Here is an 18,196-nt window from a genome sequence, read left to right on the forward strand (position 1 = left end):
CATGGTCGCCAGCGCAGTAGTTCTCGCTCTCGCTCTTTCCGCCTTCGAGTTCCCCGGCTGTGCCGGCCGGGCGTCGGGGATGCTCGCCGGCGCAGCGGTAGCTGACGGGCAACACGCCTTTTTCCTGAATCCCGCACTAATTGCGGCCGACAGCCGATACCAGGCCGGCGCCTGCTGTTCTCGGCCGTATGACCTTCCGGGTCTGTCCTGGGGCAGAGTCTCTGGAAACTGGAGCTCGGAGTTGGTCGCGGCCGGGGTTGGTTTCTCAGCGCTCCGGCTTGGTCAGTACGGCGAACAGGATGCGCAGGTCGTTGTCGGTGGCGCGCCCATGCGTTCGCTGTCCGTGGGCCTCGGCATCCACGCGCTCATCGTCAGTGACGCTCCGGACTACAGTGACATCGTGCCCGCGTTCGATGCCGGCGTTTGCTGGCGGTCCGGTCGTGTCCGAGTCGGCGCAGCCGGGCTTCGGCTCAATTCTCCTCGCTGGCGCGACGGTACCGAGCTGCCGTCGCGGATAGTGCTGGCCGGTTCGTGGCACCCGGTCGACGAAGTGCTGCTGGCCACGGACCTCAGCCGTCAGCAAGGTGAGGACGATGTGACATTCGGCGCCGAGTTCCGGCCGGTTCCGCAGTTCGGGCTGAGAATGGGAATCGGGGTCGCGCCGCTCCGGTATGCGGCCGGACTGGGGGCGACGGTCGGACCAGTAGGGTTTGAGTACGCATATCAATTCCATCCGCAACTGAAGGAAACGCATATCCTCGGTCTGCGTGCAGCATGGCGCTAGCCCTGCTGCTTCTTCTCGGGCAATTCGGTTCCGGGCTGTTCCCTGAGTCACCGACAACCGAGGGCGACCTGGCGTTGCAGGAGCAGGTCGAGCGGGTGCTGGAAAGACAGATTGACATCAACCGTGCTACACCTCACAGGCTGCTTGCGATTCCGTGGCTCAGCCCTGCTCTCGCCTACAGCATCGTCGCGGTTCGGGATTCGCTGGGCAGGTTCGGCACAGTCGAGCAACTGCAGCAGGTGCCGGGAATGACCGCTGAGACATACGAGTCGATTCGGCCGTTCCTCCGCATCGGTAGCAACCGGCGGGCGTTGACTGGCAGCATTGTTTCAAGAGTCAGCACTGACTCGGTCGGTGGCGGTGGCGCCGGCCTCAGGCTTCGCAATCGGCTCGATCTCCGCTCCGGCAGACTGCGGGTCGCGGCGCTGACCGACAAGGGCAAGGGAGAGTCGAGTGCGTTCGATTTCGCCAGCGCCGGTGCCGAATTCCCCGTGGGCCGGGCGCGAATCACGCTCGGGGACTTCACCACCGGCTTTGGCGATGGTCTGGTCTTCAGCGCTCCGACCTGGCGCAGCAGCCTGCTTGATGGGACAGATCAGGAGGTCGGGAACGTCAGGCTGGTAAGGTCGGCCGTGGAGGCTTCCTACCTGCGCGGCGGCGCGGCAGACCTCCGGGCGGGCGAGTGGAGCGCGTGCCTGCTCGGTTCGTATGCGGGCCGGGACGCACGGCTCAACGAAGACGGCACGGTTCAGCGTCTCGTCGGCACGGGCGCCCACGACGATTCAGCTTCCATCGCGGGGCACAATGCGGTTCGAGAGGCGACCGCAGGACTCAGTGCGGCTTACCATGGAAACCGGGCCGGAGTCGGGTTTGTCGCAGAATACTCGAAGTACAGCCGGGAATTCGCGCCGGCCGATTCGACCGCGTCGCTTGTCGGAAGTGAGTTGTTCGCCGTCGGCCTGAATGGAGAATGCAGGCTCGGGCAGTACGAGTTGCGTGGTGAGATAGCGAGGTCCAGCGGGTCCGGCATGGCCGGCGCGTTCGAGCTTACCGGCGGCTGGCCGGACTTCGATGCTCGCGTTTCGCTGTGCGGGCACCAGGCCCGGTTCTTCGCGCCGCACGGCCGCTGGACGAGCCTGACCGACACTAAAGACCGCCTGGACGCATCAGGTCGGCTGGGCTGGCACCAAGCCGGTTCCAGCGTTTCCGTCAGCGGCAACACTTACCGAGACTTCGAACTCGACTCGGTACCGGCGCGGCTGGAGCTTCGTCTCGGACAGGAGCTTGGCGTCCTCGACCTGGCTCTTACCATGGGATACCGCTACGAAGCTGAGCAGGAACGCTACCGGACGACAAGAGCCGAAGTCGGCGCAAGACTCGGACGGGCAACGACCTCACGATTGATTCTCGATGACGTCTATCCCGAGAAGAGCACGTCGCGCGGCACGATAGCCGCGCTGCGGTTGACACAGGATCTGGGGCCCGCCGAACTAGTGCTTTCCGCCGGGCGCATCGCGGTTGATGGAACCGGAGTCACCATGTATCTGCACGAGCCGGGAGCCAGTGGCATCGGTTCATCCTTCAGCAGCAGCGCTTCATGCTGGCGCGTCGCTGGCGGCGGTGAGGCGCGCATTATCAGGTGGCTGCGGCTCGGACTGAAGGCGGGCTGTGCCTGGAAACCGCACCCTGTGCTCGACGCCGCCGCGCAGCTCGAACTCGTGTGTTCCTAGTCCGCATCCGCAATTCTGCATTCTGGTTTCTGGATTCTGAATTCTGGACTATCCGATTCCTCTGTCTATAGTCTCTAGTCAATCCCATGGTCGACTATCACATTCATCCCGACTTCTCACACGACGCACAGGGCTCGGTCGATGAGTTCTGCACAAGAGCTGCTGAGATTGGACTGGGTGAGATATGCTTCACTACGCACTACGAACCTGACCCGGCCCGCAGCAGCATCGAGCACGTCCGGGTGAATGGTGTCGCGCAGCCGGTCAATTCCGATTGGCCCGATTCCTACCTGGCCGCGATTCGGGGCGCCAGAACGAAGTTCGCCGACCTTGTAGTGCTGGCCGGCGTCGAGGTCGGGTACGAGCCCGGGCTTGAAGGTGTCATCGGCGACTTCCTCAGCCGGTTTCAGTTCGATTTCGTCCTGGGGTCAGTCCACTGCCTCGAGCACGTCGCCATCACCGCCGGAGACGAACTGGACCGATTCAAGCGCGAGCAATTGTCGCTTGGCCCCGAACACTTTGCGGAGAGCTACTTTCGCAATGTCCGGGCCGCGGCCGGGACGCAGCTCTTCGACTGCCTGGGTCATCTCGATATCTACCGCAAGTACATCAGGCCTCTGTTCGACAGCCGATTTGACCAGGCCGTCGACACGCGTCTGCCTTCGGTCCTCAAGTTCGTGGCCGAGTCCGGCACCGGCATGGAGGTCAACACCTCGGCCCTGCGGAGAGGCAACGCCGAACCCTACCCCGAGCTGCGCATCCTCAAGCTGGCGAGAAATGCCGGCGTCCGAGTCTTTACGACCGGCTCGGACGCCCACCGCCCGGCAGATCTGGGTATGGGTCTGGACATGGCGCTGCGGTCGCTGAACGACCTCGGCGTCGAGCCGGCGCGTTTCCGCCAGCGCCGAGTTATCAGCCCGGCCCAGCGTCGGCCGCGGGCGGCCAGCCGCCTGGGATTTCGGTCCGCCTGACGCCGCGGCTGATCCGCAATCCGCAATCCAGAAGCTGAAATCCCCGACGTGCTTGAGTTTGGGCTGGCCGTGGGCGCGGGGCTATGACCGAGTCACTCGGCGGAACTGGGGAGCGGCACGGAACTCATCAAGACCGATTGCTGTCCTTGGCCACTTGGCCGCAATCTCAGGCCCGGGTTGGAGTCGAGGTGAGCGTCCGTACATGCTGCAGCGTATGCTCGCAGACTCGCCTCCAGTCATTGGGCAGTCCGTTCCCGGCCATTCGGGCGAGACTGCCAAAGTCCAGGTACTCATAGTCCAGGACCCGGTTGCGGTATTCAGATACGATCTCGGTTAGTCGCTGCTGGAACAGCGTCGAACCGGCGTCGAGGTGGGTGACAATGGCGAGTCCGCTGGGTGGCGCCGGTACGACTCGGACGTCAAGGTCGGGGCGTTGCTCCCGCAGGCAGGTGACCGCCTTCCATACGTCGCCGCACCAGAAACCCGTCCTGCGTGACCGCGCGGCGACGAGCCGCGCGACCGGGAGGCAATCGTGGAGCAGAACGACGGTTCCGGGGTGAGACTGACGTTCGACATTCGCGAAGTCGTTCAGGGTCTGTTCGAACTGATGCAGGCCGTCGATGAACGCCAGATCGAGCCGCGCTGACTGGAAAGCGTCGAGCTGGTAATGCCGGCTGAAGAACTCGTCGCTTTCGAGTTCGTACACCCTTGCATGCGGTCCGAGCGGCGCCCGAATGGCAGGAGCCGGGTCGACGCCGACCGCCCGGGTGCGGGGCTTTGCCAGCGCCAGAGAAGCACCGCTACCGACGCCGATCTCCAGGTAGGTCTCTGGTTGCAGCGATTCGTGCAGATGCTCGAGCAGGGCCAGATAGCCATCGCCCGGCATGAGTATGTTGATCATGAGTTCGTAGGCTTCAGCCAGGCCCGGGGAAGTTGTCAAAGCCTTTCTGCAGCAGGCCAAAGCCGACTCGGGTTCGCCGTCGGTCAAAAGCCGCCTCCCCTGACGAATCCAGCGCCGCGCTCTGGGCGCCGTGAGCCTGCGACGGAGGCCGTGGACGGCTCGCTTCGGGGCGGTCAGTATCCTCAGCCGGTCAAATGCACTCAAATGGGATTCAGCACGCGGATGGGGAACCGGCGCGTCCGATAGCCGGCCTCGATACTGTCGACTGCAAACTGACGTCGAGTCGCCCGGTCCGCCAATCCGCAATCGACAATCTGGAATCTGAAATGGGTTGGCTCGTCACTCGCGCCTCATGGCAGCGCGGCGCGGCCCGATGCCGTCGCCGTGCTTCTGAATCCACTGTGCCGACGAAACTCCCGTACGACGTTCACCGAGGCTTGTCGTTGCATAGTGCCAGATAGGGGCGATTCGGCGCCGTCGAGTCCTTCATCGGCTGCGATGCATCCTTGTCGAAGCCCACGATGCCGTACTCGGTGACGCGCGGCCACGTGCCCGAGCGGTCGGTGTGGCCCAGGATGACAATGGTGCCGGGCTTGCCCTGCGGTGCGGACAGACGGCGGTACGGGCAGGCGCTGTCTTCCGTCGACGTGAACCGGTTCGCGCCTGCCGCAAGGCTGTCCGGGAAATAGAACAGGTCCACGCCATAGCGGTATGCGGCCTTGCTGTACACGTTCACCGGCACACGGCCGGCAACGGTCTTGCCGCGCCGGATGACCTGGTCGCGCGCCAGGAACTCCATGAACCGGCTCGAGTCCGAATCGAAGTCCGCCTTGTACGGGAAGGCTCCGCCGTTCTCGGTCGCCCATTCGTCGAGCGAACCCTGGATATTGTACATGTTGTACGATGTCGCGCCTGCGTCTCCGATGGGCGGGTTCGGCTGCATGCTGACGTCCGCGATGTAATTGACCACCAGCGCGGCCGTGATGAGTATCCCGAACCCACCGAGCACGGCGCCGACCCGCGCCCGCGTGCGGGACCGCGGCTCGTTACGCAGCGCGCGGATCGCTACCACGATGGCGGGGATGCCGGCGAGCAGACCGAACGGGAACACGGACAGAATCCCCAGGACCAGGCTGACGGTGCCGGCGGTGCGAGAGGGATTATCAGCGTCCATCAAATGTTACCGGCTGCGACATCACGAGCAGGATTCTAGGATTCGTGGGCTGAATGTCAAACCGACAGCGGACCGGCAACCGGTCCGGAGCATCCGCCTGGCCGAGTCCGGCCCTGCTTGTCCGCCAATCTGCAATCATCAATCTGCGGAAAGCTGTAAGCTGCTAGCTGATAGCTGTGGGCTCGTGTGCTTTCAGCGGGCAGAGCAGCTCGGGAAGCAATTCTCCGAGCAATTCGGAGAGCAACGGCCGGAGCTAACTCGGGAGCAACCCGGACAGGAACCCGCAGACTTACTCGGGCCGTAACGTTCCGACCAACCCGGAGAGGAACCGGTGGAGCAACCCGTAGACTAACCCTGAGAGCAAGTCGGAGGGCAACCCGTAGACCAACCCGTCGAATTCCGGTGGAGGTTCATCCGGGAATTGCGGTGCAGATAACCCTCCGAACGATGTACGAAGCAACGCTGTCTGTGACCTACTGAACGGTGTAGGGGGTGAGGGGGTGGATTTGTGAGCTACGGGCCTAAAGCCCTGCGCACCAAGTAGATAGCCCCGGCATCCGCCCCGGCGTCTTGTGTACGAAGAAGTATACAAGCCTGCCCAATCTCCAATCGACAATCGGCAATCCACAGCGCCAGATGCCCGCCCGTCTGTGCGAGCTGAGGGCTTGACTTTGTCAGCAGAGTGCCTAAGATACGGCGGTCTCTTTCATGAATCCTGAAGAGCGGGCGCGCGAGAAGATAGACGAGAAGCTCGAAGCCGCGGGCTGGGTTATCCAAGACCGCGTCTTGGTGGACCTCGGGGCCGGACCAGGCGTGGTCGTGCGCGAGTTCACACTCGACACGGGCGAGGCCGACTACGTCCTGTTCGTTGACCGCAAGGCCTGCGGCGTAATCGAAGCGAAGCCGGACGGGACGACGCTCTCCGGCGTCGCCGACCAGACCAGTCGCTACCAGTCCGGCGTGCCCGACGTTCTGCCGACCCACGAGCATGGCATGTGCTTCGCCTACGAGAGCACCGGCGTCGAGACGTTCTTCCGCGACCAGCGCGACAAGGACACCCGTTCGCGGCGCGTCTTCTCGTTCCACACGCCCGAGACCCTGCGCGGGTGGTTGGCCGAAGCCGACACGCTGCGCACGCGGCTGAAGGCGATGCCCCCGCTCCTCAAGCCCGGGCTTCGCAGCTGCCAGGTCGAAGCCATCACCAACCTTGAGAAGTCGTTCGCCGACACGCGGCCGCGCGCGCTCATCCAGATGGCCTCAGGCGGCGGCAAGACCTTCACCGCGGTCACGTTCAGCTACCGGCTCATCAAGCACGCCGGCGCCCGGCGCATCCTGTTCCTGGTCGACCGCAACAACCTCGGCCGCCAGACCCGGCGCGAGTTCCAGCAATACGCTACGCCCGACGACGGCCGCAAGTTCACCGAACTCTACAACGTCCAGCACCTGACCTCGAACACCTTTGACCCGGTCAGCCGCGTTTGCATCACGACCATCCAGCGGCTCTACTCGATGCTGCGCGGCGAGCCGGACCTCGACCCGGAGCTCGAAGAGAAGTCGATGTTCGACACTGCCGCGTTCGACGAGCGGCCCAAGGACGTCGCGTACAACCCGAACCTGCCCATCGAGACCTTTGACTTCGTCATCACCGACGAGTGCCACCGCTCCATCTACCACCTCTGGCGGCAGGTGCTCGAATACTTCGACGCCTTCGTCATCGGCCTGACCGCCACGCCCTCGAAGCAGACCTTCGGCTTCTTCAACCAGAACCTCGTGATGGAGTACAACCACGAGCGGGCCGTGGCCGACGGCGTCAACGTCGGGTACGACGTCTACCGCATCAAGACCGAAATCACGGACAAGGGCGGCAAGGTCGATGCCGGGTACCACGTCGACCGCCGCGACAAGCTCACCCGCAAGACCCGCTGGGAGCAACTCGACGATGACTTCGTCTACGACGGCAGGGAACTCGACCGTTCCGTCGTCGCGCCGGACCAGATACGCACCATCGTCCGTACCTTCAAAGCGAAGCTTCCGACCGAGCTCTTCCCCGGCCGCACCGAAGTGCCGAAGACGCTCATCTTCGCCAAGGACGACTCCCACGCCGAAGACATCGTCGGCATTGTGCGCGAGGAGTTCGGCCAGGGCAACGACTTCTGCAAGAAGATTACCTACCGCACGACCGGCGAGAAACCGGAAGACCTGATTGCGAGCTTCCGCAACTCCTTCAACCCGCGCATCGCGGTCACGGTGGACATGATTTCCACCGGCACCGATATCCGTCCGCTCGAATGCCTCATCTTCATGCGCGACACCAAGTCGAGTCTTTACTTCGACCAGATGAAGGGCCGGGGCATGCGCGTCATTGATCCGAACGAACTGCAGGCAGTGACACCCGACGCGAAGAGCAAGACCCGCTTCGTCATCGTGGACGCGGTCGGCGTGTTCGAATCGGACAAGACCCAGACGAGGTCGCTGGAGCGCAAGCGCACGGTGCCGTTCGACAAGCTGCTCGACGAAGTCGCGCTCGGACGTCACGACGAGGATACGGTCTCATCGCTTGCAGGACGTTCGGCGCGGCTCGACCGTCCGTCTCACGCATTTGACATCAAACCGCTGTCGTTCTAAGATGCGTACTGTGCGCGCGAGCCATCCCTCATCAGCGGAGATAGACTATCGTGCGCTGTTTGAGCGGCTCACTCGGCGATATGGCGGTGTTACCCCGCAGGCCCTTGAGAGCATACTCTGTCCGGTGCTGATTCCGATAAGGACCTTGGACAAGACCGTGATCAGGATGCCAAAACAGACTCACCACCGAGCTACATTCTCGATAGCGCTCGACGCCAATTGCGAGGACCTAATCGTCCCTGGTCGAACCGGGAAGTTCGTGCCCTGTTCATACCTGCAGGGTGGTGATTGGCGGGAGATCGCAAAGGGACGAATACTTCACGTGAACAGGAAAGCAGCGACGGCGGAGGGAGAGGTCTACTGCGGTGGCAAGAAAACGGATTTAGTCGCGGCGCTCGAAGTACTCACTCCGAGTGACTTCCTGGAGATAGACCAGTACGGGGCCGCAGCCAAGGTTCTGAGCGGTCTTGTCGAGTATTCCCTCGTGAGGGCGCTGAAGACCGGAGGCTATTCGATACGGCGTATGCCTGAGGACATGGCCAAGCACATCGGCAGCTACGCGTACTTTGACTTCGAGGTCGAGAAGGACGGGGTCACGAAGAAGGTTGAGGTCAAATCTCTGTGGGGGACAAACACGAAGTTCGCTCGTCTGATACACAGCCTGACTGCCGGGTACCCTACCAGTAGCTGCAAGTTTGACACGCAAGATTTCTTTGCAGTCAGCCTGTTCCTCCGGACCGGTGATATCCGCGACTTCGCGTTCGCCAGGTCAGTGCCCAAAGATGTCAGACCCTATGGTCTTCCGAGGGCTCAAAAATACCCAGCTCACGTGAACCAGAATCCGATCTGCGAGGTCGGTGACGGGACGTGGTTCGGTACGCTCGACGAGGTTTGGGATCTACCGTAGCGGTCACCTGACGCCAGCCAACTTCTAGTTCGTCCAGTTCTTCCAGGAACGACTTCCTCTCCGCGTCCAGTTGCTCCTCGCTCGTTGCGATTCTGCCCGCCTGCTCAGACAGGCTCGACAGATCATGTTCTCTGGCAGGGAGCAGTACGTCCAACAGGCATGCCTCGTCAATCGCAGGGTAAGCGATCCCCACGTTATGCTGCAGGAGTTGGGCTGCCACGAAGTCGGATTTCAGTAGAAAGGCCAGCACCAACGGGTGGATCGCCTTCGGTCGTAGTACGGCTAGGCCAGTAGTGCAGACATGGCCATCTTGTGACCTACCGACGACGCCCACCACGCGTCGCTCAGGCCGAACTGTTGAAACCAGCACGTCACCAGCTCGCACTAGCCGGCGGGCCCGACTCGGCGTTGACGACACGTCGACTTCCTTGCTGTGGACCACGCATGTACGCGGGTCTATGTCTGATATCTCTATGTAGTCGAAACGGTTTGTGCCCCAGCGCCGCGGGTCCGTTCTTTCGTCAACCAAGGAGGCCACGTCGGATACGCACACGTCGCCATCGACTAGGCTGGCAAGGCGGTTCTCCACCTCTGCCGTGAGCGACGCGTGGCGGTGGGCATCCCAACGGTCCGAGGACTCCGCACTCTCCATCCATCTTACGAAGACAGGCCTCGGACTGCATGTCGCAATTTCGTCCAGTATGCGTGGGAGCTCCCCATCGCCATGGACGACTTTCACACGCTGGTTCGCCTTCGTCGTTACTCCGAAGCCGATGTCCTGGCAGATCGCGAAGGCTGTCCTTGATGACTCGGCGTTTCCGCGCCTTCGCTTGCGAAGGTGGAGAATTGACGTTTTCGTGTTCGTGCCCGCTACACCGAACGTTACACTTGGAAGGGAAACTACAGCGCAGAGATCCACTGAACCGGCGATACCTCGGCGCAGGTCCTCGAACACCCCTTTGTTTGTGAGTATGCTGTCCGGGACGATGGCGACGAGTTGCCCTCCAGGTGCGAGCCAGTCGATGTATCGCTCCACGAAAAGCAACTCGGAATCTAGCCGGCTAGGCGAGTGGCGGGACCAATCCGTCGCGATCCTGTATTTCAACAGGTCATTGCCTTGAAACGAGGCGCCAAACGGCGGGTTTGTCATGATCAACCGCGCCTTGCCAACAAGCGACTCGGTGAGTCGAGCGTCGTCACCGCTGCGGGTGAGTGAGTTCGCCAAGTATAGGCGCGCCATTGGCAATCCAAACATAGCCATGTTCGTCAGTGCGAGCCTTATCATCCTCTCGCTCTTGTCGATGCCGACAATCACATGCTCAAGCATTCGCTTGAGCCACTCCGAACGGAGATTGGCATCCGTGACGCGTACCTCCATCCGTGAACGTAGGCTACGCACCATCTCGGCCAGAAACGACCCCACCCCGCATGCCGGGTCCAAGATGAGGCCAAAGTCTCTACAATGCGAGGGGTCGCACAGCGATGAGACTTCGGATTCCCCAAGTCCTCCCAAGGCGAGTGCAACCATGAAACGCACGACCTCGGGTGGAGTCAAGTACTGTCCGAGTTCCTTCTCGTCGATGAACGAGTCGGCCAAGAACTTGCCGAACACCTCATTCAGGACATCGACGCCATCGAAACTGAACGCCGCAGTCTGACGCAGCAGTGTCTCAAAGCAGCTAACCAATTCTAGGGCTAGAGATCCCTCCTGCGGCTTCAGCCTTAGCTCAAAATCCCTCATGTCAACCGCGTGAGCGAGCGATTCAGGCAGACTACGGAGCGTGACTCTGTCCACATACTCCTTGAGCGCAGCAGCCGGGTTAGCAGCACCATCTGCGAACAGACGGGTTGATATGCCCCCACTGCCCTCCTTGGTGCCTTGCACATGGGCAAAGAGCAGTTTGGACAACTCATCCAGCGCCTGTCCCCTTGAGGACAACTGACCCCTCTTGTGCAGTACTTCTCGTGTTGCCCTCAGAGTCCGGTCTACTGCCTCAATGATCACCTCGTGCCTCGGCGTCACGCGGTATTCCGTCGGACCCTCGCGACAGGTTTCAGACGAGGCCAGCAATTCGACATACATGCGTCGCAGTTTCACCTCGAACGCCGGACGTGGGCGCGACGTGCCCTTGATCCACCGCTGTACGGAAGCAGGAGAGGCCTTCAACTGCACGGCCAGTAGCTGTGGGTCACCTGCATGTGCGTCGAGGACAACCTTAAGGATACTCGCGATTGACTCGATGCACTTATGCTAGAGTCATTTTGGTTAATTGTCAACATCTTCTTACACGCCGTGTAAGATAGTGATTGCATTGCTGTCCGCGCCAGCGGTCGGGAACGTAGGGTGGCGGTTTAACACGAAGTTCCTCTGGCACAGGTCCCGAGCCGGGCATGACCATTTGCGACCCGGCATGCGGAACCGGCGGTTTCATCCTTGCCGCGCACAACTATCTTGCCGATACGAGCCGGTTCAAGCTGGACAAGAAGCAGAAGCAGGCCCTGCAGAAGGGTACGTTCTATGGCACGGACATCGTGGATTCGGTGGTCCGGCTGTGCGTGATGAACCTGATGCTTCACGGCATCGGCGGGGACGAGTCGGCGAGACGGTGCGCCGGAAGCTATTGGCCGAGTGCGACGTGCATACGCTGCTGCGGCTGCCGACGGGGCTATTCTACGCGCAGGGCGTGAAGGCGAACGTGCTCTTTTTCGACCGCAACCCCGGCCGGGACAAGCCGTGGACTAAAGAAGTCTGGATATACGACCTGCGCACGAACAAGCACTTCACCTTGAAGACCAGCCCGATGGGCGTGGAAGACCTCGCGGACTTCGTCGCGTGCTACAAGCCGGAGAACCGGCACCAGCGCAAGGAGACCGAGCGGTTCCACGCGTTCGCGTACGACGACCTGGTCGCGCGGGACAAGGCCAGCCTCGACATCTTCTGGCTCAAGGACGAGAGTCTGGAGGATACCGACAACCTGCCCGACCCCGACGTGCTTGCGACCGAGATTGCCGACAACCTCGAAGCCGCCCTGGAGCAGTTCAGAGGAATAGCGAAGGACTTGGAGGAGTGATGAAGCCGGCACTGCTGCGGGTGGTATACGACAAAACCCACGGCCACTGCCATTTCTGCGGGGACAAGGTTGTGCTGGAGAACTACGGCAAGAAGAGGAAGCCATACCCAGACGGGGCGTGGGAACTAGACCATGTCATCCAGCGCAAGAAGGGCGGAGCCAGCGAGGCCGATAACTATCTGCCCGCATGCAAGCAGTGCAACCATCTGCGCTGGCACCGGAATGGACGGGACCTTCGCAGGCTCATCCTTCTCGGTCTTGTCGCCCAAGACGAAATCAAGGCCGGTACGAAGCTCGGCGCTAAGATTCATGCCAAGTTCGAGATGCGCGAGGCCCAGAACAGGCGCCGTCGCGAGAAGCCCCGGTGACACACTAGGAGATTCCTGACGTAGCGCTGCCGAATGCAGCGAGTTACTAGTCAGGAGTGAGCAGTTAGGCACGAGCAATCCATTTCCGATTCCAGATTGTCGATTGTGGATTGGCGGACGTATTAGATCGTGTCCCGGCGAGCCCTCCGACGGGCTTTCGGCGCAGTTCCTGGCCGAGGCCTACCGGCGCTAGCCGGTCGCGTCGAGTGGCGGACGGTCTGCGGTATTCCCTGCAAAGAAGCGGTCGATGTCGGAGAGCTTGGTCGTCACGCGGACGCCTTTGGGCAGGGACTTGAGGAACGAGCCGCTGTAGTTGGCGGCGAGGATTCTCTTGTCGAGGACGCAGACTACACCGCGGTCGGTCGCAGTGCGGATGAGCCGGCCGAATCCCTGCCGGAATCGCAGGACGGCCGTGGGGAGTTGGTACGCCGTGAAAGGGCTGATGCTTTCGGCCTTGAGCTTCTCAGCAATCGCGGTGAGGCGCGGGTCGTCTGGGACCTCGAACGGCAACCGGCAGATGATGAGGCAGGAGAGAGCTTCGCCGGGAACGTCGATGCCCTGCCAGAAGGACTGGGTGGCGAACAGCACCGAGTGAGTGTCGTCGCGGAAGTCATCGAGCAGTTTGGACGGTGAGGTGTCACCCTGCAGGAGGTAGTTGTAACCGGTCTGGGGCATGAGTCCGTAGACCGAGTTCATCGAGTCGTAGCTGGTGAAGAGCACGAGGGCGCGTCCCATGCTGGCTTTGATGATGGCGGTGATGACGTCGGCGGCGGCGCGGTTGAAGTCTGCGGCGCTGGTCGGCGGGGGGAGATGGTCGGATACGTAGAGCAGGCTCTGGCTCGTGTAGTCAAAAGGCGAGTCAAGTGAAGCAGTCTCGAAGTCGTCGAGGCCGAGCCGGTCGGAGAGAAAGCTGAAGCTTGAGGCAACGGTCAGGGTCGCTGAGGTGAGAATGGTGCTTGAGTAGTGGTCGTAGACCGCGGCGCGGAGCATGGGTGCGACGTCGAGCGGAGCGGAGAGTAGCGAAAGGCGGCCCTGCGGACTCCGTTCGGCCCAGTGGACCGCGCCGTCCGGCTCGGGCACGCGGAAGCCCTCCAGCGCCAGAGCGGACTGACTGAGGCGGCGCGCCACGCCGGTCATCTCGGCGCTGAGAGCTTCGTCGTCCAGTTCGGGCGCGACTTCTTCGATGGCTTTGGCCAGCCGGGCGATGGCCTCGGCTGAAGGGCCGGAGTCGAGCGGGTCGCGAAAGCGCGAGCGCTGAGCTTCGGGGGCGAAGAGTGGTTCGACCTTGCGGAAGAACTGGTCTATGTCCAGCCGGGCCGCCGATGCCTCGGTCTGGATCGAGCGCCGGGCGGTGGAGCGAGGGCCGAGTGCTTGAACGAGTCCCGCGCCTTTGGACGAGGCAAGCCGGTCAAGCAGTGAGGTGAGGGCGTTCTCTGAAACCTGATTTCCGAAGTGCCTGACCGCCGCGTCTTCGATGCGGTGGGCCTCGTCGAGTATTATCGCGTCGGACTCGGGCAGGAGGTCGGCCTCGGCCGCGAGGTTGGCGAAGAGCAGCGAGTGGTTGACGATGAGAATGGATGAGTGGTCCCACGAGTCGCGCGCCCGGTGGTAGAAGCAGCCTTTGCGGAACGGGCACCTCTCCCGGCGGCACATGGCCGAGTCGCGGCAGATACGCGAGCCAAGACCTGAAGGTAGAGCATGGGGGTAGTCGAGGATGATGCCGGAATCGCTCTTGTCGGCCCAGTTGAAGAGCCTGTATGCAGCTTTGGCCTCGGCGGTGGTGTCAAACAGGCCGCGGGCGATCTGGGTGTCGAGGCGGAACTTGCAGACGTAGTTCTCCTGACCGAAGGCCACCGCCGCGACTACCGCCGCGGCGGAGTGACGATTGTCGAGTGACGAATGACGAGTGACGGAATCGTGGGACAGCAGTTTGGACAGGAGCGGGACGTCCTGGGAGATGAGCTGGGTCTGGAGCAGCCGAGTGTACGTGGACACGGTAACTCGCTTGTGGTTCTCCTTTGCCCAGAGCGCGGCCGGGACAAGGTACGCAAGGCTCTTGCCGACTCCGGTTCCGGCCTCAATGGCAAGCCTGCCGTGGTCGCTGAGCGCACGTTCGACTCTCCTGGCCATGTCGAGTTGCTGGGGACGATGCTCGTACCCGGAGAGAATGCGGCTGAGCGGGCCGTCGGGCGCGAAGTAGGATTCGGACAAGTTCATCCGCAGATTACGTAGCGCGGCCTCGGAGGCCGCAACCAAACCAGGAGTAACCGCAGATGTCGCAGATGACGCAGATGGCTCGGAGGGGACATCCACAGATTACGCAGATTCATGACAAGGATGGAACGGACAGATCAACCGCTAAGGACATGAAGGATGAAGGCGGAGGGATGAAGGATGAACGCGGATGGTCCGGCTTTCCTGGTTCAGCCTTTCCTGTTTCATCCCTGTCTTGGTCAATTCTCAGCTCGGTCTTTGCGTCTCGGGGCCGGGGAGGTCATACGAGCGGACGAAGGCTTCGTCGAAGTCGTATACGTCGTGGAAGTCCTCGACGTGGTCCTGCTCGGTCTTGGAGAGGAGACCGGCATCGACCAGATTGAAGACGATGGCACCGAAGTCGTCGGTGGTCCTGACGCCCCAGGAGTTCAGAACTGCCTTGGCCATCGGGCCGTAGTAGGTGAGCGCAAGGTCCTTGATGCCGTCCAAGAGCTCGCGGCCGGTAACGTGGCGGCGTTGCTCGAGCTTTGAGCAGGTGTGGCCCAGGGCATCGTGCACGAACGCGTAGGCCTCGGGTTTGTACCGAGGGTCTTTGGCGATGATTACGTCGAGCGGGTTCTCCATCTGCCGATTGTAGCGCGCGGAAGCACAAGCTCAAGCGCAAGCGGGGGGCAGCCATTAGTACGAGCTCAGATACTGACAGATTAGGAATTGGGAATTGGGATTTCCGGGAGTGAGGTGCCGATGGCTTCCTTGATTGTTCCCTCGCTCAGCCTATGATAACCGGCTATGGACAGTATTAGAACACACACCACGGTGCGCCGCTCATGTCGGCTCGGGCCTCACTGGGTAGCAGTCGAGTGGCGCGGCGGTAAGCTGTCAGGCATCTTTCTTGGCGTCAGAGGGCCGCGCGACGACAGTAAGCTGGCGAAGGATCTTGAACGAGTGCTGGACGGCGGCAGCGTGCCTGACTACCTGCAGGCGGAAACAAGTGGGCTGCGCGGGTTCAGGCGCAAGGTGCTCGATCGCTGCGCCCGCATCCCTTCGGGGCAGGTAATGACCTACGCCGAGCTGGCCGGTGCGGCGGGAAGTCCCAGGGGTGCGCGGGCAGCGGGACAGGTGATGGCAAACAACCCGTTCGCACTGCTCATACCCTGCCACCGAGTCGTGGGTTCGGACTACGCGCTGCACGGGTTCGGTGGCGGACTCGACATGAAAGAGTGGCTCCTGGCGCGGGAGGGCTGGCAGGTTGAGGGCATTGGGACGGGCCGAAGACTCAAGTCAAGAGCCAAAGGCCAAGAGCCAAGAGCCAAAACCGTGAGCCGGAAGCGCGTGGCGGAGAAGCTGGGTGGCTGAGGCTATTGAACGGCTTGTGGTCGGGCCGCTGGCAACCAACTGCTACATTCTGAAGTCGGGCGATGAGCTGGCTGTGGTTGACCCGGGCGGGGATGCCGAGATGATACTTGCCAAGACGAAGGAGCTTGGCGGGACCGTGAAGTACGTTATCGACACCCACGGGCACATCGACCACATCGCCGCCAACCGTGAGGTCATCGAGGCGACCGGGGCCGAGCTGCTGATCCATGAAAGAGATGCGAAACTGCTCGCCCATCCGGACGGTAATCTCTCCAGCCTCATGGGGATGAGTTTCACCTCGCCTGCGCCGAGCCGGCTGCTCAAGGATGGCGACAGGGTTGTCGTCGGCGAGGACGAAATGACGGTCATGCACACACCCGGCCACACACCGGGCGGCTTATGCCTGTTGGCCGCTGGCTATGCCTTTACCGGCGACACGCTGTTCGTTGATTCGATCGGCAGGGTCGACTTTCCTGGAGGGTCGGAAGCGCAGATGCAAGCGTCACTCAACCGGCTCCAGACAGTACTCAGGAAAGATACCGAGTTATACCCCGGGCACGGGGAGCCGGGAAGCTTCGGACGGGCGTTGCTCGTCAACCCGTTCCTCGGCGGCCTGGTTGTCGGATAGAAGGGAAGACGACTTGACTCAGGATGTAGGGGGCCGCCGGATTCGCGACTTGGTGGCTGACAGCCGGAAGAAGGAATCAACCGGCGTCGTCTGGGATGGCCGGGACGCAGCGGGCAGGGACGTGCCGGCAGGAGTGTATCTAGCGCTCGTCTCGACCGGCGGTCGCACCGACGAGACGATGGTGGTGAAGCTCAAGTGAGAGCAGGTTAAGGTCAAGGCTAAGGCCAAGGTGAAGAAGGGCGGGAATGCCGGTTCTTGACCTCAACCTTAACCTCAGCCTTTACCTACGTCTTGACTTCTCAAGGTAAAACGTCTATCTTCCTAGGCCGCTTCAGAGCACTTTTAAGGAGGACATATGCCTAAGTTAAGAGTCGGAATTATCGGTATCGGCAATTGCTGCAGCAGCCTTGTCCAGGGCGTGCACTACTATCGGAACGCGAAGCCCGGTGACTCAGTGCCGGGTATCATGCACGTGAACCTTGGCGGGTACAACATCAATGATATCGAGTTCACGGTCGCCATCGACATCGACAAGAACAAGGTCGGCAAGGATTTGTCGCAGGCGATATTCACCAAGCCGAACAACACTTTCAAGTTCACGGACGTGCCGAAGAGCGGCGTGAAAGTCCTGCGGGGCATGACCCACGACGGGCTCGGGCTTTACCTGTCGCAGATTATCGAGAAGGCGCCCGGGCCGACCGCGGACATCGTACGGGCGCTCAAGGAGACGAAGACCGACGTCGTCGTCAACTTCCTGCCGGTCGGAAGCGAGGAGGCGACTAAGTGGTACGTCGAGCAGATAATCAAGGCCGGGTGTGCATTCGTAAACGGCATACCCGTGTTCATTGCGTCGCAGAAGTACTGGAACAAGCGATTCAAGGCCGCGGGCCTGCCGGTGCTCGGCGATGACATCAAGTCGCAGGTCGGCGCGACTATCACCCATCGGATGCTGGTGTCACTCTTCAATGACCGCGGGGTGAAGCTGCTCAAGACGATGCAGCTTAACGTCGGCGGAAACACCGACTTCATGAACATGTTGGAGCGCGAGCGGCTGAAGTCCAAGAAGATTTCCAAGACCGGCGCGGTCACGTCGCTGCTGAAGTACGACATCGGCGCCGACAACATCCATGTCGGGCCGTCGGACTACGTGCCCTGGCTGCTTGACCGGAAGTGGTGCTACCTGCGGATGGAGGGCCAGACCTTTGGTGACGTGCCGCTGAACATCGAGTTGAAGATGGAGGTCTGGGACTCGCCCAACTCGGCCGGCGTGATGATCGACGCGATTCGATGCGCCAAGCTGGCACTCGACAACGGACTGTCCGGCAGCATCATCGATCCGTCATCGTATTTCTTCAAGACGCCGCCGGTCCAGTACCCGGACGACGAATGCCGGAACAAGACCGAGGCGTACATCAAGAAGTACGGCCCGAAGAGGAAGTGACCAGTTGCCAGTTCCTGATTCCCGGT

The 18,196-nt window shown here is 61.7% G+C and carries 14 protein-coding genes and 1 pseudogene; 10 read left to right on the forward strand and 5 right to left on the reverse strand.

Features of this window, described 5'->3' with window-relative positions; translation table 11 throughout:
• Nucleotide 1: 1 nt before the first annotated feature.
• From VMH22_05005 to VMH22_05015, 3 genes are all read left to right on the forward strand, one after another.
• Nucleotides 2-784 carry a hypothetical protein gene (locus VMH22_05005; protein ID HTW91048.1) on the forward strand — a complete coding sequence of 261 codons (783 nt, stop codon included), beginning with the start codon at nt 2-4 and terminating at the stop codon, nt 782-784.
• Nucleotides 775-2,514, forward strand: coding sequence for a helix-hairpin-helix domain-containing protein (locus VMH22_05010; GenBank protein HTW91049.1), 1,740 nt, complete (start codon nt 775-777; stop codon nt 2,512-2,514). The genes VMH22_05005 and VMH22_05010 overlap by 10 nt, the downstream gene beginning before the upstream one ends.
• A gap of 86 nt (nt 2,515-2,600) precedes the next feature.
• Nucleotides 2,601-3,485: a histidinol-phosphatase gene (locus VMH22_05015; protein ID HTW91050.1), complete on the forward strand. Its 885-nt coding sequence runs from the start codon at nt 2,601-2,603 to the stop codon at nt 3,483-3,485.
• A 166-nt stretch (nt 3,486-3,651) separates the two neighbouring features.
• Here the strand turns inward: VMH22_05015 and VMH22_05020 are convergent, their stop codons facing one another.
• Nucleotides 3,652-4,386, reverse strand: a complete 735-nt coding sequence (locus VMH22_05020; protein ID HTW91051.1) for a class I SAM-dependent methyltransferase — start codon at nt 4,384-4,386, stop codon at nt 3,652-3,654.
• A gap of 427 nt (nt 4,387-4,813) precedes the next feature.
• Complete coding sequence (locus VMH22_05025) at nt 4,814-5,560, reverse strand: DUF4190 domain-containing protein (protein ID HTW91052.1); 747 nt, start codon at nt 5,558-5,560, stop codon at nt 4,814-4,816.
• Between the two features lie 708 nt (nt 5,561-6,268).
• On the opposite strand from VMH22_05025, the gene VMH22_05030 reads away from it, so the two are divergent.
• Nucleotides 6,269-8,185: a DEAD/DEAH box helicase family protein gene (locus VMH22_05030; GenBank protein HTW91053.1), complete on the forward strand. Its 1,917-nt coding sequence runs from the start codon at nt 6,269-6,271 to the stop codon at nt 8,183-8,185.
• Between the two features lie 785 nt (nt 8,186-8,970).
• Here VMH22_05030 and VMH22_05035 read toward each other — a convergent pair.
• Nucleotides 8,971-11,115, reverse strand: a complete 2,145-nt coding sequence (locus VMH22_05035; protein HTW91054.1) for an N-6 DNA methylase — start codon at nt 11,113-11,115, stop codon at nt 8,971-8,973.
• Nucleotides 11,116-11,471: 356 nt separating this feature from the next.
• Here VMH22_05035 and VMH22_05040 point away from each other — a divergent pair.
• A pseudogene (locus VMH22_05040) lies at nt 11,472-12,163 on the forward strand (N-6 DNA methylase).
• Nucleotides 12,163-12,531 (forward strand): HNH endonuclease signature motif containing protein, encoded by a 369-nt coding sequence (locus VMH22_05045; protein ID HTW91055.1) that lies wholly within the window; start codon nt 12,163-12,165, stop codon nt 12,529-12,531. The pseudogene VMH22_05040 and the gene VMH22_05045 overlap by 1 nt, the downstream one beginning before the upstream one ends.
• 189 nt (nt 12,532-12,720) lie before the next feature.
• Here the strand turns inward: VMH22_05045 and VMH22_05050 are convergent, their stop codons facing one another.
• Both VMH22_05050 and VMH22_05055 read right to left on the reverse strand, forming a co-directional pair.
• Entirely contained in the window at nt 12,721-14,748 is a 2,028-nt protein-coding gene (locus tag VMH22_05050) for a helicase C-terminal domain-containing protein (GenBank protein HTW91056.1), read from the reverse strand.
• Nucleotides 14,749-14,991: 243 nt separating this feature from the next.
• Nucleotides 14,992-15,369, reverse strand: a complete 378-nt coding sequence (locus VMH22_05055; GenBank protein ID HTW91057.1) for a Minf_1886 family protein — start codon at nt 15,367-15,369, stop codon at nt 14,992-14,994.
• A gap of 165 nt (nt 15,370-15,534) precedes the next feature.
• On the opposite strand from VMH22_05055, the gene VMH22_05060 reads away from it, so the two are divergent.
• From VMH22_05060 to VMH22_05075, 4 genes are all read left to right on the forward strand, one after another.
• Nucleotides 15,535-16,101, forward strand: a complete 567-nt coding sequence (locus tag VMH22_05060) for an MGMT family protein (protein ID HTW91058.1) — start codon at nt 15,535-15,537, stop codon at nt 16,099-16,101.
• On the forward strand, nt 16,094-16,729 hold the full coding sequence (locus tag VMH22_05065; protein HTW91059.1) for an MBL fold metallo-hydrolase: 636 nt from the start codon (nt 16,094-16,096) through the stop codon (nt 16,727-16,729). The genes VMH22_05060 and VMH22_05065 overlap by 8 nt, the downstream gene beginning before the upstream one ends.
• A 52-nt stretch (nt 16,730-16,781) precedes the next feature.
• The gene (locus tag VMH22_05070) at nt 16,782-16,928 is read left to right on the forward strand and encodes a hypothetical protein (GenBank protein HTW91060.1); all 147 of its coding nucleotides are present in this window, start codon (nt 16,782-16,784) and stop codon (nt 16,926-16,928) included.
• Nucleotides 16,929-17,084: 156 nt separating this feature from the next.
• Nucleotides 17,085-18,170, forward strand: a complete 1,086-nt coding sequence (locus tag VMH22_05075; protein HTW91061.1) for an inositol-3-phosphate synthase — start codon at nt 17,085-17,087, stop codon at nt 18,168-18,170.
• The last annotated feature ends 26 nt before the right edge of the window (nt 18,171-18,196 follow it).

This window comes from bacterium (genome assembly GCA_035505375.1).
Lineage (GTDB): Bacteria > Hydrothermota > Tepidihabitantia > Tepidihabitantales > Tepidihabitantaceae > UBA2258.

Excerpts from the sequence above, each read along its gene's own strand:
- VMH22_05015 (HTW91050.1), top strand. The coding sequence starts at position 2,601 with ATGGTCGACTATCACATTCATCCCGACTTCTCACACGACGCACAGGGC.
- VMH22_05050 (HTW91056.1), bottom strand. The coding sequence starts at position 14,748 with ATGAACTTGTCCGAATCCTACTTCGCGCCCGACGGCCCGCTCAGCCGC.
- VMH22_05005 (HTW91048.1), top strand. The coding sequence starts at position 2 with ATGGTCGCCAGCGCAGTAGTTCTCGCTCTCGCTCTTTCCGCCTTCGAG.
- VMH22_05025 (HTW91052.1), bottom strand. The coding sequence starts at position 5,560 with ATGGACGCTGATAATCCCTCTCGCACCGCCGGCACCGTCAGCCTGGTC.
- VMH22_05060 (HTW91058.1), top strand. The coding sequence starts at position 15,535 with ATGGACAGTATTAGAACACACACCACGGTGCGCCGCTCATGTCGGCTC.
- VMH22_05020 (HTW91051.1), bottom strand. The coding sequence starts at position 4,386 with ATGATCAACATACTCATGCCGGGCGATGGCTATCTGGCCCTGCTCGAG.
- VMH22_05045 (HTW91055.1), top strand. The coding sequence starts at position 12,163 with ATGAAGCCGGCACTGCTGCGGGTGGTATACGACAAAACCCACGGCCAC.
- VMH22_05075 (HTW91061.1), top strand. The coding sequence starts at position 17,085 with ATGCCTAAGTTAAGAGTCGGAATTATCGGTATCGGCAATTGCTGCAGC.
- VMH22_05030 (HTW91053.1), top strand. The coding sequence starts at position 6,269 with ATGAATCCTGAAGAGCGGGCGCGCGAGAAGATAGACGAGAAGCTCGAA.
- VMH22_05055 (HTW91057.1), bottom strand. The coding sequence starts at position 15,369 with ATGGAGAACCCGCTCGACGTAATCATCGCCAAAGACCCTCGGTACAAA.
- VMH22_05010 (HTW91049.1), top strand. The coding sequence starts at position 775 with ATGGCGCTAGCCCTGCTGCTTCTTCTCGGGCAATTCGGTTCCGGGCTG.